General features: G+C 72.3%; 15 protein-coding genes. 8 read left to right on the top strand and 7 right to left on the bottom strand.

Annotation, left to right across the window (positions count from 1 at the left end; all coding sequences use genetic code 11):
* Nucleotides 1–9 precede the first annotated feature (9 nt).
* On the bottom strand, nucleotides 10–1584 hold the full coding sequence (locus tag JNK12_01700) for a hydantoinase B/oxoprolinase family protein (GenBank protein MBL8774608.1): 1575 nt from the start codon (nucleotides 1582–1584) through the stop codon (nucleotides 10–12).
* A complete protein-coding gene (locus JNK12_01705; GenBank protein ID MBL8774609.1) occupies nucleotides 1581–3407 on the bottom strand; it encodes a hydantoinase/oxoprolinase family protein in 1827 nt (608 codons plus the stop codon). The genes JNK12_01700 and JNK12_01705 overlap by 4 nt, the downstream gene beginning before the upstream one ends.
* Nucleotides 3408–3613: 206 nt before the next feature.
* Between JNK12_01705 and JNK12_01710 the strand changes: the two genes are divergently transcribed.
* Nucleotides 3614–4150 carry a J domain-containing protein gene (locus JNK12_01710; GenBank protein MBL8774610.1) on the top strand — a complete coding sequence of 179 codons (537 nt, stop codon included), beginning with the start codon at nucleotides 3614–3616 and terminating at the stop codon, nucleotides 4148–4150.
* A 6-nt stretch (nucleotides 4151–4156) separates the two neighbouring features.
* On the opposite strand, the gene JNK12_01715 is transcribed toward JNK12_01710, so the two are convergent.
* Nucleotides 4157–4615 (bottom strand): ribonuclease HI, encoded by a 459-nt coding sequence (locus JNK12_01715; protein MBL8774611.1) that lies wholly within the window; start codon nucleotides 4613–4615, stop codon nucleotides 4157–4159.
* Between the two features lie 60 nt (nucleotides 4616–4675).
* On the opposite strand from JNK12_01715, the gene aceE reads away from it, so the two are divergent.
* The 3 genes from aceE to JNK12_01730 are packed head-to-tail and all read left to right on the top strand — an operon-like array spanning nucleotide 4676 to nucleotide 8677.
* On the top strand, nucleotides 4676–7378 hold the full coding sequence (gene aceE / locus JNK12_01720) for a pyruvate dehydrogenase (acetyl-transferring), homodimeric type (GenBank protein MBL8774612.1): 2703 nt from the start codon (nucleotides 4676–4678) through the stop codon (nucleotides 7376–7378).
* A gap of 31 nt (nucleotides 7379–7409) precedes the next feature.
* Nucleotides 7410–8087, top strand: a complete 678-nt coding sequence (locus JNK12_01725) for a DUF2231 domain-containing protein (protein MBL8774613.1) — start codon at nucleotides 7410–7412, stop codon at nucleotides 8085–8087.
* On the top strand, nucleotides 8084–8677 hold the full coding sequence (locus tag JNK12_01730; protein ID MBL8774614.1) for a Fe-S cluster assembly protein HesB: 594 nt from the start codon (nucleotides 8084–8086) through the stop codon (nucleotides 8675–8677). The genes JNK12_01725 and JNK12_01730 overlap by 4 nt, the downstream gene beginning before the upstream one ends.
* 23 nt (nucleotides 8678–8700) lie before the next feature.
* Here the strand turns inward: JNK12_01730 and JNK12_01735 are convergent, their stop codons facing one another.
* The 4 genes from JNK12_01735 to JNK12_01750 all read right to left on the bottom strand — a co-directional run bounded on the left by JNK12_01735 (nucleotide 8701) and on the right by JNK12_01750 (nucleotide 11683).
* Nucleotides 8701–9492, bottom strand: a complete 792-nt coding sequence (locus JNK12_01735) for a hypothetical protein (GenBank protein ID MBL8774615.1) — start codon at nucleotides 9490–9492, stop codon at nucleotides 8701–8703.
* A gap of 3 nt (nucleotides 9493–9495) precedes the next feature.
* Nucleotides 9496–9684 carry a hypothetical protein gene (locus JNK12_01740; GenBank protein MBL8774616.1) on the bottom strand — a complete coding sequence of 63 codons (189 nt, stop codon included), beginning with the start codon at nucleotides 9682–9684 and terminating at the stop codon, nucleotides 9496–9498.
* Between the two features lie 315 nt (nucleotides 9685–9999).
* Nucleotides 10000–10521: a hypothetical protein gene (locus JNK12_01745; protein ID MBL8774617.1), complete on the bottom strand. Its 522-nt coding sequence runs from the start codon at nucleotides 10519–10521 to the stop codon at nucleotides 10000–10002.
* 46 nt (nucleotides 10522–10567) lie between these two features.
* Entirely contained in the window at nucleotides 10568–11683 is a 1116-nt protein-coding gene (locus tag JNK12_01750; GenBank protein ID MBL8774618.1) for an acyl-CoA/acyl-ACP dehydrogenase, read from the bottom strand.
* 213 nt (nucleotides 11684–11896) lie between these two features.
* Here JNK12_01750 and JNK12_01755 point away from each other — a divergent pair, with 213 nt between their 5' ends.
* The 4 genes from JNK12_01755 to JNK12_01770 form a co-directional block, all read left to right on the top strand.
* On the top strand, nucleotides 11897–12523 hold the full coding sequence (locus tag JNK12_01755) for an MBL fold metallo-hydrolase (protein MBL8774619.1): 627 nt from the start codon (nucleotides 11897–11899) through the stop codon (nucleotides 12521–12523).
* 112 nt (nucleotides 12524–12635) lie between these two features.
* The gene (locus tag JNK12_01760) at nucleotides 12636–12905 is read left to right on the top strand and encodes a hypothetical protein (GenBank protein ID MBL8774620.1); all 270 of its coding nucleotides are present in this window, start codon (nucleotides 12636–12638) and stop codon (nucleotides 12903–12905) included.
* Nucleotides 12906–12976: 71 nt separating this feature from the next.
* The gene (sufC, locus tag JNK12_01765; GenBank protein ID MBL8774621.1) at nucleotides 12977–13726 is read left to right on the top strand and encodes a Fe-S cluster assembly ATPase SufC; all 750 of its coding nucleotides are present in this window, start codon (nucleotides 12977–12979) and stop codon (nucleotides 13724–13726) included.
* Nucleotides 13717–14877 (top strand): SufS family cysteine desulfurase (locus JNK12_01770; GenBank protein ID MBL8774622.1); only part of this gene is annotated, 1161 nt, incomplete at its 3' end. The genes sufC and JNK12_01770, both read left to right, overlap by 10 nt.

Genomic DNA, 14877 nt, shown 5'->3' on the forward strand with positions numbered 1-14877 from the left:
GTTTCGACGTCAGGGACTCGAGGCCGGACCCCAGCCGCCGCCGCCGGGGGTGCGCATGCGGACGACGTCGCCGGCCTTCAGGTGGACCGTGCACTTGTCGGGGAGGCGGATGGCGGCCCCTTCCTCCCCGCCCGGGAGCAGCCAGTTCTCCCCCACCGCCCCCGCCTCGCCGCCGGCGAGGCCCCAGGGCGCGGAGACCCGGCGCTCGGTGATGAGCGACACCGTCGCGTCCACCAGCACCTCGAGGTCCCGCTCGATCCCGTCACCGCCTCGCCACCGGCCGGCGCCCCCGGTGCCCGGACGCAGGCGCAGGGCCCTCACCCGCATCGGGTACGCCCGCTCCAGCGCCTCGATCGGGGTGTTCCGGGTGTTGGTCATGGCGGTGTGGACGCCGCTCATGCCGTCGCGGCCGTGGTCGCCGGGGCGGGCGCCCTGGCCGCCGCCGACGGTCTCGTAGTACACCCACGCCCCGCCGTCGGTGCCCGAGTCCGAGCCGCCGGTGCCGCCGATGAGCACGTTGTTCATGGTGCCCTGCGACGCCGCGCCGACCCGGTCGGGGACGGCCTGGGCCAGGGCGCCGAGGCACACGTCGGCCACCCGTTGGCTGACCTCGACATTGCCGGCGCCCACCGCGGCCGGCGGACGGGCCGCGACGACCGTGCCCGCCGGAGCGACCACCGTCACCGGTCGGAGGGCGCCGCCGTTGGCGGGGAGAGTGGGGTCCGTGGCCGAGCGCAAGGCGAACGCCACCGATGACACCGTCACCGCCTCCACGGCGTTGACGTTGCCCCGGCGCTGCGGGCCCGACCCGGTGAAGTCGAAGGCGGCCTCGTCGCCGTCCACGGTGAGGGTGACGACCACGGGCGTGGGCACCTGCTGGTCGTCGGCGGGCCCGAAGGAGTCGAGCACATCGGCGAACCCCCACGTGCCATCCGGGAGGCCGGACAGCGCCGCCCGCATCCGCCGCTCGCCGTACGACAGCACCTCGTCGAGGGGAGCATCGGCGAGCGCGGCGAGGCCGGCGGCTCCCACCACGTTGGCGCCCACCTGGGCGTCGAGGTCGCCCCGACGCTCCTCGGGGGTCCGGGAGTTGGCGAACAGCACGGCCCGCACTCCGTCGTCGAGCACCACGGGTGGGAGGCGCAGTCCCTCCTGGAACACCTCCACGGCGTCGGCGGGCAACGAGCCCGGGGCGGCGCCGCCGACGTCGGCATGGTGGGCCCGGTTGGCCACCCAGCCCACCAGGCGACCGTCGACGTGGACCGGGGCGACGAGGGTCAGGTCGTTGAGATGGGTGCCCCCGGCGAAGGGGTCGTTCAGCAGCACCTGTTGGCCCGGAGCCAGACCGTCGCCGAAGCGGGCGACCGCGGCGGCCACCGAGGCCGGCATAGAGCCCAGGTGCACCGGGATGTGCTCGGCCTGCACCAGCAGCTCTCCCGACGCGGTGAACAGCGCCGCCGAGCAGTCGGCCCGCTCCTTGATGTTGGGGCTGAAGGCGGCCCGGCGCAGCACGGCCCCCATCTCCTCGGCCACCCCGGTGAGCCGGGAGATGAGCACCTGGAGCGACGCCGGGTCGAGGCTCACCGCGTCGCCTCTCGAGAAGGTGACGAGGCCCGGACGAGCCGCAGGGCGCCGGCCTCGCCCTGCTCGGCCCGCCAGCCTTCCGGGAGCCACACGGTCGTGTCGGGCTCGACCAGCGCCACCGGCCCCACGCCGTGGGGTCGGTCCGGCTCGGGCAGGTCGGCCACGTCGAGCGGCGCGGGGAGGCGGGCCGTGGCCCGGAGGGCGACGACCTCGACGGGGGCGCCTGGGCGGGCGTAGCCGTTGCGACGCTCGTGCTCAGCCGGGAAGGCCCCCACGTCGGCCACCGAGAGCTCGTGGCTCTGACCGGCGTAGCGGCAGTCGACCAGGCGCTCGACGAGAACCTCCGCACCGGTGGCACCGCCGCCCAAGCCGGAGGCGGCCTCGCCGACCATGCGGTCGAGCGCCGCCTCGACACCCTCCAGGTCGGACGGGTCGGGCCAGGACCGCACGAGGTCGTGCTGGCGGGGCCCGGCCAGGATGCCGACCGCCGAGAGGACGCCGGCCCGGGCGGGCACGAGCACGGTGGCCACCCCGAGGGCGTCGGCCAGGGCACAGGCGTGCAGCGGGCCGGCGCCGCCGAAGGCCACCAGCGCCCCCTCGCGGGGATCCACGCCCCGGGCCACCGACACGGTCCGCAGCGCCCGCTCCATCGAGGCGTCCACCACGGCGAGCACGCCCTCGGCGGCGGCCTCGGCGGACCCCACCCTCAGGGACTCGAGGGCCGCCACCGCGGCCACCCGGTCGAGCCGACCCAGCCCGGGGAACTCTGCGTCGGCGGGGATGCGGCCGGCGACCAGGTTGGCGTCGGTGACCGTCGGCGCCCGGCCGCCTCGCCCATAGCACGCCGGCCCCGGGTCGGCGCCGGCGCTGCCCGGGCCCACCACCAGCGCGCCGCCCGGGTCGACCCTGGCGATGGAGCCGCCTCCCGCCCCGATGGTGTGCACGTCGAGCGAGGGCAGGCGGACGGGCAACCCGGCGACATCGCGCTGGGCGGCCGGGGTCGGGTGGCCGTCGAGGATCAGGCACACGTCGGTGCTCGTGCCCCCCATGTCGAAGCTGAGCGCGGTGGCGAAGCCGTTGGCCCGGGCCACGGCGGCGGCGGCCCGGGCGCCGCCGGCCGGTCCCGACAAGAGAAGCAGCGCCGGCGTCGCCGCGGCCTCTTCCACCGTGACCAATCCTCCCGCCGAGGTCATCACCGTCACCGCGTCCGCCATCGACGTGAGCGAGCGGAGGTAGGCACCGCACGCCGGGCGCAGGTAGGCGTTCAGCACCGTCGTGACGGTGCGTTCGTACTCCCGGAACTCCGGGGCCACCTCGTGCGAGGCGCTCACGTCGTGTCCGGACGCCCGCAGCGCCGCCGCCACCGCCTGTTCGTGACGGGGGTCGACATCGGCGTGCAGCAGGCACACCGCCACCGCCTCGACGTCGTCGGCCAGCGCCGGGGGCACCCCGGCCGGGTCGAGCTCGTTGCCGTGGTGGTCCAAGCGGCCCGCGACCTCGTAGCGGTGCGCTCTCGTGACGAGCGGCTCGGGGCGGTCGACCCACGGGTCGTAGAGCGAGGGCCGGTGCTGGCGGGCGATCTCGACGACGTCGGCGAAGCCCTCGTTGGTCACGAGGGCGACCGTTGCGCCCCGCCGCTCCAGCAGTGCGTTGGTGGCCACGGTGGTGCCGTGGGCGAGCACCTGGGGGTGGCCGCCCAGCGCGGCCACCCCGTGCTGCACGGCGTCGGCGGGATGCCGGGGCGTCGAGAGCACCTTCGCCACCGCGCCCCGGTCGTCGACGAGGTCCGTGAAGGTCCCTCCGGCGTCCGACCCGATGCGCACGCCCCGACGCTAGGCGCTGGGACACGGCCACCCCAGCGGCCGATGCGTCCTCGTTGGCTCATTCGCGCTACGACGCCGCCGATCAAAGGGAGAGGCGGAGCCAACCCAGGCAAGACGCGCTGTACGTGGTTGCCTGCTCACGCTTTGTGGTTTACTCAGAGCCAGCGATCCTCGGACCGACGCCGGGGCAGGAAGGAGTGGGGCGAGTGGCGATGTTCCGGCGCAAGGCCAAGGATGGCGAGCCGGCGACGGACAACGTGGACCTGAGCGATGGTGACCATGCCTGGTGGGCCAACGGCCGGGTCCAGCACACCCCCACCTTCACGCCCGACGAGGTCGACGCACCCGTCGAGGCCCCCACCCCCTCGAGCGACGCGCCATGGGCGTTCACCGACGTCTTCTCGGCCGACGTGGACGGGGCCATCGACCGGGAGTTCGGTACCACCGAGCCCGGGAAGGGCCCCGCCGGTGAGCCCACCGGCGACGGGCGCAGCCTCGCCGAGGTCTTCATGGAGGAGTCGGCCTACCGGACCTTGGGCCTCGAGCCCGGCGCCTCATGGGACGACGTCGTCCTCGCCCACCGCCGACTGGCCAAGCGCTTCCACCCCGACCGCCTCATCCACGCCGAGGACCACGAGCGCGCCGAGGGCGAGCAGAAGATGATCGAGGCCAACGCCGCCTACGAGACCCTGCGCAAGCAGCACCGCCCCCACACCCACACCTCGGGGCTCTTCAGCCGCTGAGGCTGCTCAGAGATCCGGGGGCGCGTCCCCGGAGCGCGAGGCCTGGGTCTGGCACGCCTCCACCGCGAGGGCGTCGACCAGGTCGTTCATGGGGTCACCGCTGTGGCCCTTCACCCAGCGGAAGGTGACGTCGCCCCGGGCGAGGTACCGGTCGATGAGCGGCTCCCAGAGGTCCCGGTTGGCGACGGGCTTCTTCTGGCTGTTGGTCCAGTTCCGCCGCTTCCAACCCTCGTACCAGCGGTCCTTGAAGCAGTTCACGACGTAGGTCGAGTCGCTGACCACGAGCACCGGACCCTCGATGGCGTAGAGCGCCTCGAGCGCCGCGAAGATCTCCATGCGCTGGTTGGTGGTGTGCGCCGCCGCGCCGCTGGCGAAGGCGCCGCCGGGAACGGCCCACGCCCACCCGCCGGGGCCGGGGTTCCCCGAGCACGCGCCGTCTGTGTACACGAGGGTCGGCTCGGCCATGGGCCCGATGGTGGCACGTCACCTGTTGTGTTTCGGGCATGCAGCCATGAGCATGGCGAGATGATCATCGACGGCTTCGTGCACCAACTGCCCGACATCGATCCCGAGGAGACCGGTGAGTGGCTCGACTCCCTCGACGCCGTCGTCGGCACCCACGACCGCTCCCGCGCCCGGTTCCTCATCGCCAAGCTGCTCGAACGCGCCCGCGAGCTCCAGGTGGGCGTCCCCGCCCAGGTGGCCACGCCCTACGTCAACACCATCCCCGCGGCCGAGGAGCCCTGGTTCCCCGGCGACGAGCACCTCGAGCGCCGCATCCGGGCCTACATCCGCTGGAACGCTGCGGTGATGGTGGTCAAGGCCAACAAGCACGACGACGGCATCGGGGGCCACCTCTCCACCTTCGCCTCGTCCGCCGCCCTGTACGAGGTGGGCTTCAACCACTTCTTCCGCGGCAAGGACGACGGCCTCGCCGGCGACCACGTGTACATCCAGGGCCACGCCACCCCGGGCATCTACGCCCGGGCCTTCCTCGAGGGACGGCTCGACGAGGGTCAGCTCGACCACTTCCGCCGCGAGATCGCGGGCAAGGGCCTCTCCAGCTACCCCCATCCCCGGCTCATGCCCGACTTCTGGGAGTACCCCACCGTGTCCATGGGGCTGGGGCCGCTCAACTCGATCTACCAGGCCCGCTTCAACCGCTACCTCCACAACCGCTCGATCGACGACACCGCGGAGTCCCGGGTGTGGTGCTTCGTCGGTGACGGCGAGTGCGACGAGCCCGAGACCCTCGGGTCGATCTCGCTGGCCGCCCGCGAGCAGCTCGACAACCTCACCTGGGTGATCAACTGCAACCTCCAGCGCCTCGACGGACCGGTGCGGGGCAACGGCAAGGTCGTCCAGGAGCTCGAGGCCATCTTCCGGGGTGCCGGATGGAACGTCATCAAGGTGATCTGGGGCTCGAAGTGGGACGAGTTGCTGGCCAGCGACGTCGACGGCGTCCTGCTCGAGAAGATGAACACCACCGTCGACGGGGACTTCCAGCGCTACACCACCGCGGACGGGGCCCACATCCGCCGGCACTTCTTCGGGCCCGACCCCCGTCTCGGGCGCCTGGTCGAGCACCTGAGCGACGAGGACCTCCGGCTGCTGCCACGCGGCGGCCACGACTATCGCAAGCTCTACGCCGCCTACAAGTGGGCCACCGAGCAGCGCGGCGCACCCACGGTGATCCTGGCCAAGACGGTCAAGGGGTGGACCCTCGGCCCCGACGTCGAGGGCCGCAACGCCACCCACCAGATCAAGAAGATGTCGACGAAGCAGCTGCTCGAGCTCCGGGCCCGCCTCCACCTCGAGGACGAGATCCCCGAGGAGGCGCTGCACGACGACACCGACCCCCCCTACCTCCGCCCCGCCGAGGACTCCCCCGAGCATCGCTACCTCATGGCCCGCCGCACCGCGCTGGACGGGGCGCTGCCCCGTCGCACCACCGAGGTCAAGCGACCCCTCACGCTGCCCGCCGACGACCCCTTCGTCGAGCTGGCCGCCGGTTCGGGCGGCCAGTCCGTGTCGACCACGATGGCGTTCACTCGGCTGCTGCGGAACCTCCTGCGTGACGAGCACTTCGGCCCCCGCGTGGTCCCCATCATCCCCGACGAGGCCCGCACCTTCGGCATGGACGCGCTGTTCCGCGAGTTCAACATCTACGCCAGCCAGGGCCAGTTGTACGAGGCGGTGGACGCCAACCTGCTCCTGTCCTACGCCGAGGCACGAGACGGCCAGATCCTCGAAGAGGGCATCACCGAGGCGGGCTGCGCCGCCAGCTTCACGGCGGCAGGGACGTCGTACGCCACCCGCGGTGTCCCCATGGTCCCGTTCTTCACCTTCTACTCGATGTTCGGCTTCCAGCGGGTGGGTGACCTGCTGTGGGCGGCGGCCGACGCCCGCACCCGCGGCTTCCTCATGGCCGCCACCGCGGGCCGCACCACCCTCCTCGGCGAAGGGCTCCAGCACCAGGACGGCCACAGCCTGCTCCTGGCCTCGACCGTGCCCACCTGCCGTGCCTACGACCCGGCCTTCGCGTACGAGATGGCCGCGATCATCCGCGAGGGCATCCACGCCATGTACGAGCGGGACGAGGACGTCTACTACTACCTCACCCTCTACAACGAGAACTACGAGATGCCCGCCGCGCCCGAAGGCGTCACCGACGGGCTCCTCGCCGGCCTCTACCGGTGGCAGGACCGACCCGAGGGCCTCGACGGTGGCGCCCCCAGGGCCAGCATCGTGTTCTCGGGCACCGCGCACCGCGCCGCCCGGGACGCCCGCGACGCGCTCGCCGAGCACTACGGGGTGGCCGCGGACCTCTGGAGCGCCACCTCCTACAAGGCGCTGCGCGAGGACGCCATGGCGGCCGAGCGCTGGAACCGCCTGCACCCCGGCGCCGAGGCCCGGGTGCCCTACGTGACGCAGGCGCTGGCCGACGGCACCGGCCCGGTCGTGGCCGTGACCGACTTCATGCGGGCCGTGCCCGACCAGGTGTCCCGCTGGGTCCCCCGCCCGTACGTGTCGCTCGGCACCGACGGGTTCGGGCGCAGCGACACCCGCGAGCAGCTCCGGCGCTTCTTCGAGGTGGACGAGGGCCACGTCGTCCTGGCCACCCTCACCGAGCTGGCCGCGGCCGGGGCGGTACCCGACGACCGCGTCACCGACGCCCTGGCCCGCTACGAGATCGACCCCGACGCGGTCGAGCCCTGGAGCGGCTGACCGCCGAGGGGCCGGGATAGGGTCTGGCCCGATGCCGCCCGAGCCCGCCGACCCCGAGGCCTCCTCCTCGCCTGCCGGCGGCGGGGACGCCGTGGCGGCCCGGCGACGCGCCGCCAAGGCCCCCACCAGCCCGGCTGCCGGCCGGGCGGGCCAGCCGCTCCACCCCCTCGTGGTCACCGTGCCCATCGGGGCGTGGGTCATCAGCTTCGCCTTCGACCTGGCCGCCCGCACCGCCAACGAGGAGCTCGTCTACGCCCGGGGCGCGTTCTGGCTCATCGGCGTGGGCGTCGTGGGCGGCGTCGCCGCCGCCGCCACCGGCCTGCTCGACCTGCTCGCCATCCCGCGGGGGACCCGCGCGCACCGCACCGGTCTCGTCCACCTCGGCCTCAGCACCTTCGCCCTGGCCGCGTTCACGGTCTCGTTCCTGCTCCGCCGGGGCGCCGACAGCCTTCAGGCCGCCACCGCGCCGATGCTGGCCCTCTCGGTGGTCGCCCTGTCCGCCCTCGCGGTCTCCGCCTGGCTGGGGGTGCGGCTGGCCTTCCGCTACGGCGTCCGCGTGGTCGACGAAGCCGCCCAGGACGAGGGCTACCTCCTCACCGGCGACGGCCCAGATGCCTCCGCCGAGGCGGGTCCGGACGACACCGGCACCCACGACACCACCACCGCCGACGACGACGACGACGACACCGACGCTGAGGTCACCGCATGAGCACCGAGGTGCAATTCCCCATCACCTTCGACGACGACGCCAACGTGCTGCTGGCCCACGACCCACTGGCCCTGCTGTTCGGGATGCTGCTCGACCAGCAGGTCCCCATGACGTGGGCCTTCAAGTCACCGATCGTCATCAAAGAGCGCCTCGGCGACCGGTGGTCCCCCTCGGCCATCGCGGCGATGGACCCCGAGGAGCTCGTTGCGATCTTCTGCGAGAAGCCCGCCGTGCACCGCTACCCCGCGGCGATGGCCCGCCGGGCGCACGCCATCGCCGTCGAGATCGCCGACCACTACGACGGCGACACCGCCTCGATCTGGACCACGGCCCGCTCCGGTGCCGAGCTCTACCGCCGGGTCTCGTCCCTGCCGGGTTTCGGCGAGGAGAAGGCCCAGATCTTCGTCGCCCTTCTGGCCAAGCGCTTCGAGGTGAAGCCGCGTGGTTGGAAGGCCGCGGCCGGCGCCTTCAGCGACGACCAGCCCCGCTCGGCGGCCGACGTCGACTCCCTGCCGAAGCTCCGCGAGGTCCAGGCCTGGAAGAAGGCGCAGAAGGCCGCGAAGAAGAGCAAGTCCGAATTCTCGCTGTGACCCCGGGGGCCGGTCGGCGCTGATCAGCCGGGCCCGGAGGGCGCCGTCCGCAGGGGCGCCGGAAGCGCGTGCTTCTGGCGGTCCAACCAGCCGAGGAGCACCGCCACGGCCCGGGGGTCGTGGCGCAGTTGGTGGCCGGCGCCGGCCACGAAGCGCAGCTCGGCACCGCCGTGGGCGTCGGCGAGCAGACGGGCGTCGAAGTCGGGCACGACCTCGTCCTGCGAGCCGTGCATCACGAGCAACGGCCGCGGCGCGAGGCGGGTGGCGGCGTCGAGCGGGCGGATCTCGCGGAGCTGCTTCGACCATGCATCCATCGAGGGCGGCCAGTCGGGATCGTCGATGACGCCGACCTCACGGGCGTGGGCCAGGAGACGAGCCGGCCGCCGGGCCCAGTCGTCGAAGTCGGCCGGCGCACCGATGGCGGCCACCCCGGCGATGCGCGGGTCCTCGGCGCCGGCACAGATGCCGAGCGCCCCTCCCGTGCCGAAGCCGGCGCACCACGCCCGGCTCGCGCCCTGGTCGACCAGGAGGTGGTCGATGGCGGCGTGCAGGTCGTCCAGCCAGCCTTGGAGGGAGAATTGCCCCTCGGAGGGTCGACAGCCTCGGAGGTTGAGCGCGAGCACCACCCACCCCAGCTCGGTGGCGATGCGATCGGCCAGCTGGGGATAGGTGTGCGCCGACTTGGGGGCACCGCCGGCCCCCGACGGGAAGCCGTGGAGCAGGGCCAGGCCCGGGAGCCCGGCGCTGTCGCTGGTGGCCGGGCGCGCCAGGTGGGCGGCCAGCTCCAGCTCGCCCGAGCGGAACCGGTGATCCACCGGTCAGGCCGGCCGGTACCCGCGGTTGCGTGCCTCGGCGAGGGTGTCGGGGCCGAAGCAGAGGAAGGTCTCGGCCGCCATGAGGTCGGCGATGACCTCCGGGTCGGTGGCCTCGTCGTCGAGGTCGTACACCAACTGGGTGCGCTTGTCGCCGAGCCAGCGGTTGTGCTCGAAGCGGGTGGGTCGGTCCATGCGCCCATCGTACGAGCGCCTCCGGCGGCGACGCGAAACCGAGGGTTCGCGACGGGCCCCGGACGCGAGACGAGGGGAGGGCCGAAGCCCTCCCCTCGCCGAGTTGTTGCCGGAAGTTCCGGATCGGTGTTGTCATCCCCGACCTCGTGGTGAGGTCGTGGGGTCGGACGGGACCAGTTCCGACCACCGATGCCGGCGGTGCTGGCTTGGATTCGCCTGCCGGTCCAGCGGGCCGTCTAGCGGCCAGCCACCTCCGAAGTCCCAGAACTCATGTGACTGCTCAGTTGGACCACCTCCTTTCCTCGGTCCTCACAGTCAAGCACCTCCGGCGCCGCCCGCCACGTCATTTCCACGGGGTTCTTCTGGGGGCGGCTCAACCGGGGCCCCGTCGGGGTCCTCCACGGCCGAGGGGTCGGGCACGCGGGTGCCGATCACCCCGATGCCCTCCAGGTAGGCCAGATGGGCCTCGAGCACCTCGGCCGCCTGCTCGTCAGTCACGTGCCAATCGGCGGTCTCTGCGCGCTCGATCAGGTAGGCCAGGGTCTCGTCGTCGGCCACCACGATGAGGCCGTCGCCGGTGGCGTAACGCACGCCGTCGAGCAGGTCGTTGGCGTTGAGGTAGTCCAGGTGGGCCTTGAGCAGGGCCTCCACCTGGTCGTAGCTGAGCTGAGCGGTGACGTCGGCGGGCAGCGCCGCGACCACCCCGTCCAGCGCGGCGGGGAGGTCGTAGCGGACCTGCGGCGGCGCCTGGGACAGCTGGTTCGTGACGCGGCCCACCGCCACCAGCGCGATGGCGATCACGGCCGCGGCCGCCAGGACGACGAGGACGACCGTCATGGACGCGGGATCAGCGCACGCGGCCGGTCACGGCCGCGGCACCGGCTCAGAGGCCGATGCGCTGGGCGAGCAGCTCGCGGTGGTAGGTCGGATCGCCGAAGAGGAGCTCCGACGACTTGGCCCGCTTGAAGTAGAGGTGCGCCGGGTGCTCCCAGGTGAAGCCGATGCCACCGTGGATCTGGATGTTCTCGGCCGCGGCGTGGAAGTAGGCGTCGGAGCAGTAGGCCTTGGCGAGGCTCGCGACCGACGGCAGCTCGTCGTTCAGCTCGGCGGCGCACCAGCCGGCGTAGTAGGCGGCCGACTTCGCCGACTCGACCTCGAGCAGCATGTCGGCGCACTTGTGCTTGATGGCCTGGAACGAGCCGATGGGGCGACCGAACTGGACTCGCACCTTGGCGTACTCGACCGACATGTCGAGGCACATCTGGGCGCCACCGACCTGCTCGGCGGCGAGGGCCACGGCGGCGAGGTCGAGCACCCGCTCGAGCACGGCCCAGCCCTCGCCCTCGGCGCCGATGAGGCGTGCGGGGGTGCCGGCGAACTCGAGCTTCGCCTGCTTGCGGGTCTGGTCCATGGTGGCGAGGGGGGTGCGGGTGAGGCCGTCGGCGCCACCGTCGACCGCGAACAGCGACACGCCGCCGGCGGTGCGGGCCGCCACGAGGACGAGGTCGGCGGTGTGGCCGTCGAGCACGAACATCTTGGTGCCGTCGATGGTCCAGCCGTCGCCCGCCGCGGTGGCGGTGGCCTCGATGCCGGCTTCGTCCCACCGGCCGTTGGGCTCGGTGAAGGCGAGGGTGGCGATGGTCTCGCCCGAGGCGATGCCGGGGAGGAGCTCGCCCTTGGCGGCGTCGTCACCCGAGTGGATCAGCGTGTTGGCGGCGAGCACCACGGTGGAGAAGTAGGGGGCGCACAGCAGCGACCGGCCCATCTCCTCGAGCACCACGATGAGCTCGACGTAGCTGTAGCCGGAACCGCCGAACTCCTCCGGGACGATGAGGCCCTGGAGGCCCATCTGCTCGGCCATCTGGGACCAGACCGCGGTGTCGTACCCGGCCTCGGTCTCCATCTGCTCGCGTACGGCGGCCTCGCTGGACTTGGTCTCGAGGAACTGGCGCACGATGCGCCGAAGTTCTTCCTGCTCCTCGCTGAAGGCGAAGTTCACGGTGGGAGGCCCCCTGTAATGACGGTCTGCGATTGGCCCGACCTGTTTACTAGACCGCTCGGTCAAGGGGCACATCGCCCCACATGGGCTCGTCCTCCGTCGGAGCGGCTTCGGTATCCGGTTCACCGGCGTCGCACCTCCGCTCCGCTCCGTCACCTCACGATCGAGCGCCCCGCTCCCGCTCGCAGACAGCGCTGGGACACCCTCTAGGCTGTGCTGGTGAGCAGCGGCGCCTCCCTCCACTACGAGGACACCCAGGCCGAGATCCACAAGCTGGTGGTGGGGCCGGTCGACAACAACGTGTTCGTGCTGCGCTGCCGCGAGACCGGCGAGTCGGTCCTCATCGACGCCGCCAACGAGCACGAGAAGCTGCTCGAGCTGTGCCAGGCCCTCGACGTGCGCAAGGTGCTCGAGACCCACGGGCACTGGGATCACATCCAGGCCGTGCCCCAGGTGCGCGACGCCGGCTACGAGGTGGGGATCACCGGGCCCGACTCGGCCGAGCTCGACGCCTACGACTTCGTGCTCGAGGACGAGAGCGTCATCGAGGTGGGCCGCCTGCGCCTCCACACCGTCTTCACCCCCGGCCACACCCCGGGCTCGATGTGCTTCCTCGTGGAGGGCTCGCCCGTGCTGTTCAGCGGCGACACCCTCTTCCCCGGCGGCCCCGGCAACACCAGCTATCCCGGCGGCGACTTCGAGCAGATCATCCGCTCCATCGACGAGCGCCTGTTCTCTCCCCTCGACGCCGACACCCTGGTCCTGCCCGGCCACGGCGACGACACCACCATCGGGGCAGAGCGCCCGCGGCTGCAGGAGTACGTCGATCGAGGCTGGTGAGGCGGGGCGGGCCCTCCCCGCCGACGAGCGCCCGGTCGACCCGACCCCGGTCCACACCACCGACCTGCCCGACACCCCCATCCGGGACCGCAACATCCCGGCCGAGGCATGGGTGGAAGCCCCCGACGCCCTCCTGAGCCTCGGCGACGACATCGGCAAGCCCCTGATCGCCTACAAGCGCCGCCTCGGCCCCTGGCTCCTCTGGCGGGCCGGCCCCGCCCGCGGCGCCGACGCGAGGTACGCCGCCATCCGAGCGACCGACCTGAGCGACGTCCACACGTTCCGCCTGTTCCCCGACGGCACCGGCGACGGGAGCGGGCCGAGCGGCCAGCGCCACGTGAGGTTCCGTGCCTGGAAGGAAGACCTCCGAGACAATGACTGAGGCTCTGGCAAGCACGCGCCGAAGCCGCCGCCTAAATACCACTATGGCCGTAGTGCTAATACACTGAGCCCGTGACTTCGACCTCTCCCCTCTTCGAGATCGAGGGCCTGCGCGTCGCCGCCGAGGGACACGAGATCCTCAAGGGCGTCGACCTCGTCGTGGGCGCCGGTGAGCTGCACGCCCTCATGGGCCCCAACGGCTCCGGCAAGTCCACCCTCGCCAACGCCCTCATGGGCAGCCCCGAGTACGAGGTGACCGCCGGCCGGGTGCGCTACCACGGCGACGACATCACCGACTGGTCCCCCGACGTGCGGGGCAAGGCCGGGCTGTTCCTGGCCTTCCAGTACCCGCAGGCCATCGCCGGCGTGTCCGTCATCAACTTCCTGCGCCAGGCGCTGTCGGGCCGCAAAGGCATCGACCTCTCGGTGCTCGAGCTGCGCCTCGCCATCATGGAGTGGATGGCGAAGCTCGACATGGACCCGTCGTTCGCCGACCGCTATCTGAACGAGGGGTTCTCGGGCGGCGAGAAGAAGCGCAACGAGGTGCTCCAGATGGCCATCATGGAGCCCGACATGGCGATCCTCGACGAGACCGACTCGGGCCTCGACATCGACGCGCTCCGCGTCGTGGCGAAGGGGGTCCAGGAGGTGCGCAAGTCGCGCCCCGAGATGGGCGCCCTCGTCATCACCCACTACCAGCGGCTGCTGGACGAGCTCGAGCCCGACCGGGTCCACCTGCTCATCGACGGCCGCATCGTCGAGAGCGGTGGCCCCGAGCTGGCCGCCCGCATCGAGAACGAGGGGTTCGAAGCATGGCAGTGACCACCGGCGCGACGCTCGACGTCGCCGCCATCCAGGACGACTTCCCCATCCTGCGCGAGACCGTCCACGGCAAGCGCCTCGTGTACCTCGATTCCGCGGCGTCGTCGCAGAAGCCCCGCGCGGTGCTCGACGCGATGGATCACTACTACGAGACCACCAACGCCAACGTGCACCGCGGCGTCTACCAGATCGCCGAGCGGGCCACCTCGATGATGGAAGAGGCCCGCGCCAAGGTCGCCCGCTTCATCGGGGCGCCCTCCCCCACCGAGGTCGTCTTCACCAAGAACTTCACCGAGGCCTTCAACCTGCTCGCCCGCTCGTGGGGCGGGGCCAACCTCGGGCCGGGCGACGCCATCGTGCTGTCGCACATGGAGCACCACTCGAACATCGTGCCCTGGCAGATCATGGCCGCCGAGAAGGGCTTCGAGATCCGCTGGCTCCCGGTCGACCCCGACGGCCAGCTCGACCTCACCGACCTCGACCGGCTGCTCGACGGGGCCAAGCTCCTCAGCGTCACCGCCATGTCGAACGTGCTCGGCACCCTCACCCCCGTCCGCCACCTGGCCGATGCCGCCCACGCTGCGGGTGCACTGGTGGCGGTCGACGCCTGCCAGTACGTGCCCCACGTGCCGACGCTCCTGGCTGAGCTCGACGCCGACTTCCTCGCGTTCTCCGGCCACAAGATGTGTGGGCCGACCGGCATCGGCGCCCTCTGGGGTCGGGCCGAGCTGCTCGAGGCCATGCCCCCGTTCCTCGGTGGCGGCGAGATGATCCGCGACGTGCGCGTCGACGGCTTCACCGTCAACGAGCTGCCGTGGAAATTCGAGGCGGGCACGCCCCCCATCGCCGAGACCGTCGGTCTCGGCGCCGCCGTGGACTACCTCGAGGCCCTCGGCATGGACGCCGTGCGCGAACACGAGGTCTCCCTCACCGCCTACGCCCTGCGCACCCTCCACGAGCGCTTCGGCGATCAGCTCACCGTCCACGGCCCGGCCGAGCCGGCGGCACGTGGCGGCGTGCTCTCGTTCTCGCTCGCCGACCTCCACCCCCACGACATCTCCCAGGTGCTCGACCAGGAGGGCGTGTGCGTGCGGGCGGGCCACCACTGCGCCAAGCCGCTCATGCGCGTGCTCGGGGTGGGCGCCACGGCC

It is taken from the genome of Acidimicrobiales bacterium (assembly GCA_016794585.1).
In the GTDB taxonomy this organism is placed as follows: Bacteria; Actinomycetota; Acidimicrobiia; order Acidimicrobiales; family DATDAH01; genus JAEUJM01.

Excerpts from the sequence above, each read along its gene's own strand:
- JNK12_01725 (MBL8774613.1), top strand. The coding sequence starts at position 7,410 with ATGCCGCCCGAGCCCGCCGACCCCGAGGCCTCCTCCTCGCCTGCCGGC.
- aceE (MBL8774612.1), top strand. The coding sequence starts at position 4,676 with ATGATCATCGACGGCTTCGTGCACCAACTGCCCGACATCGATCCCGAG.
- JNK12_01740 (MBL8774616.1), bottom strand. The coding sequence starts at position 9,684 with ATGGACCGACCCACCCGCTTCGAGCACAACCGCTGGCTCGGCGACAAG.
- JNK12_01730 (MBL8774614.1), top strand. The coding sequence starts at position 8,084 with ATGAGCACCGAGGTGCAATTCCCCATCACCTTCGACGACGACGCCAAC.
- JNK12_01745 (MBL8774617.1), bottom strand. The coding sequence starts at position 10,521 with ATGACGGTCGTCCTCGTCGTCCTGGCGGCCGCGGCCGTGATCGCCATC.
- JNK12_01715 (MBL8774611.1), bottom strand. The coding sequence starts at position 4,615 with ATGGCCGAGCCGACCCTCGTGTACACAGACGGCGCGTGCTCGGGGAAC.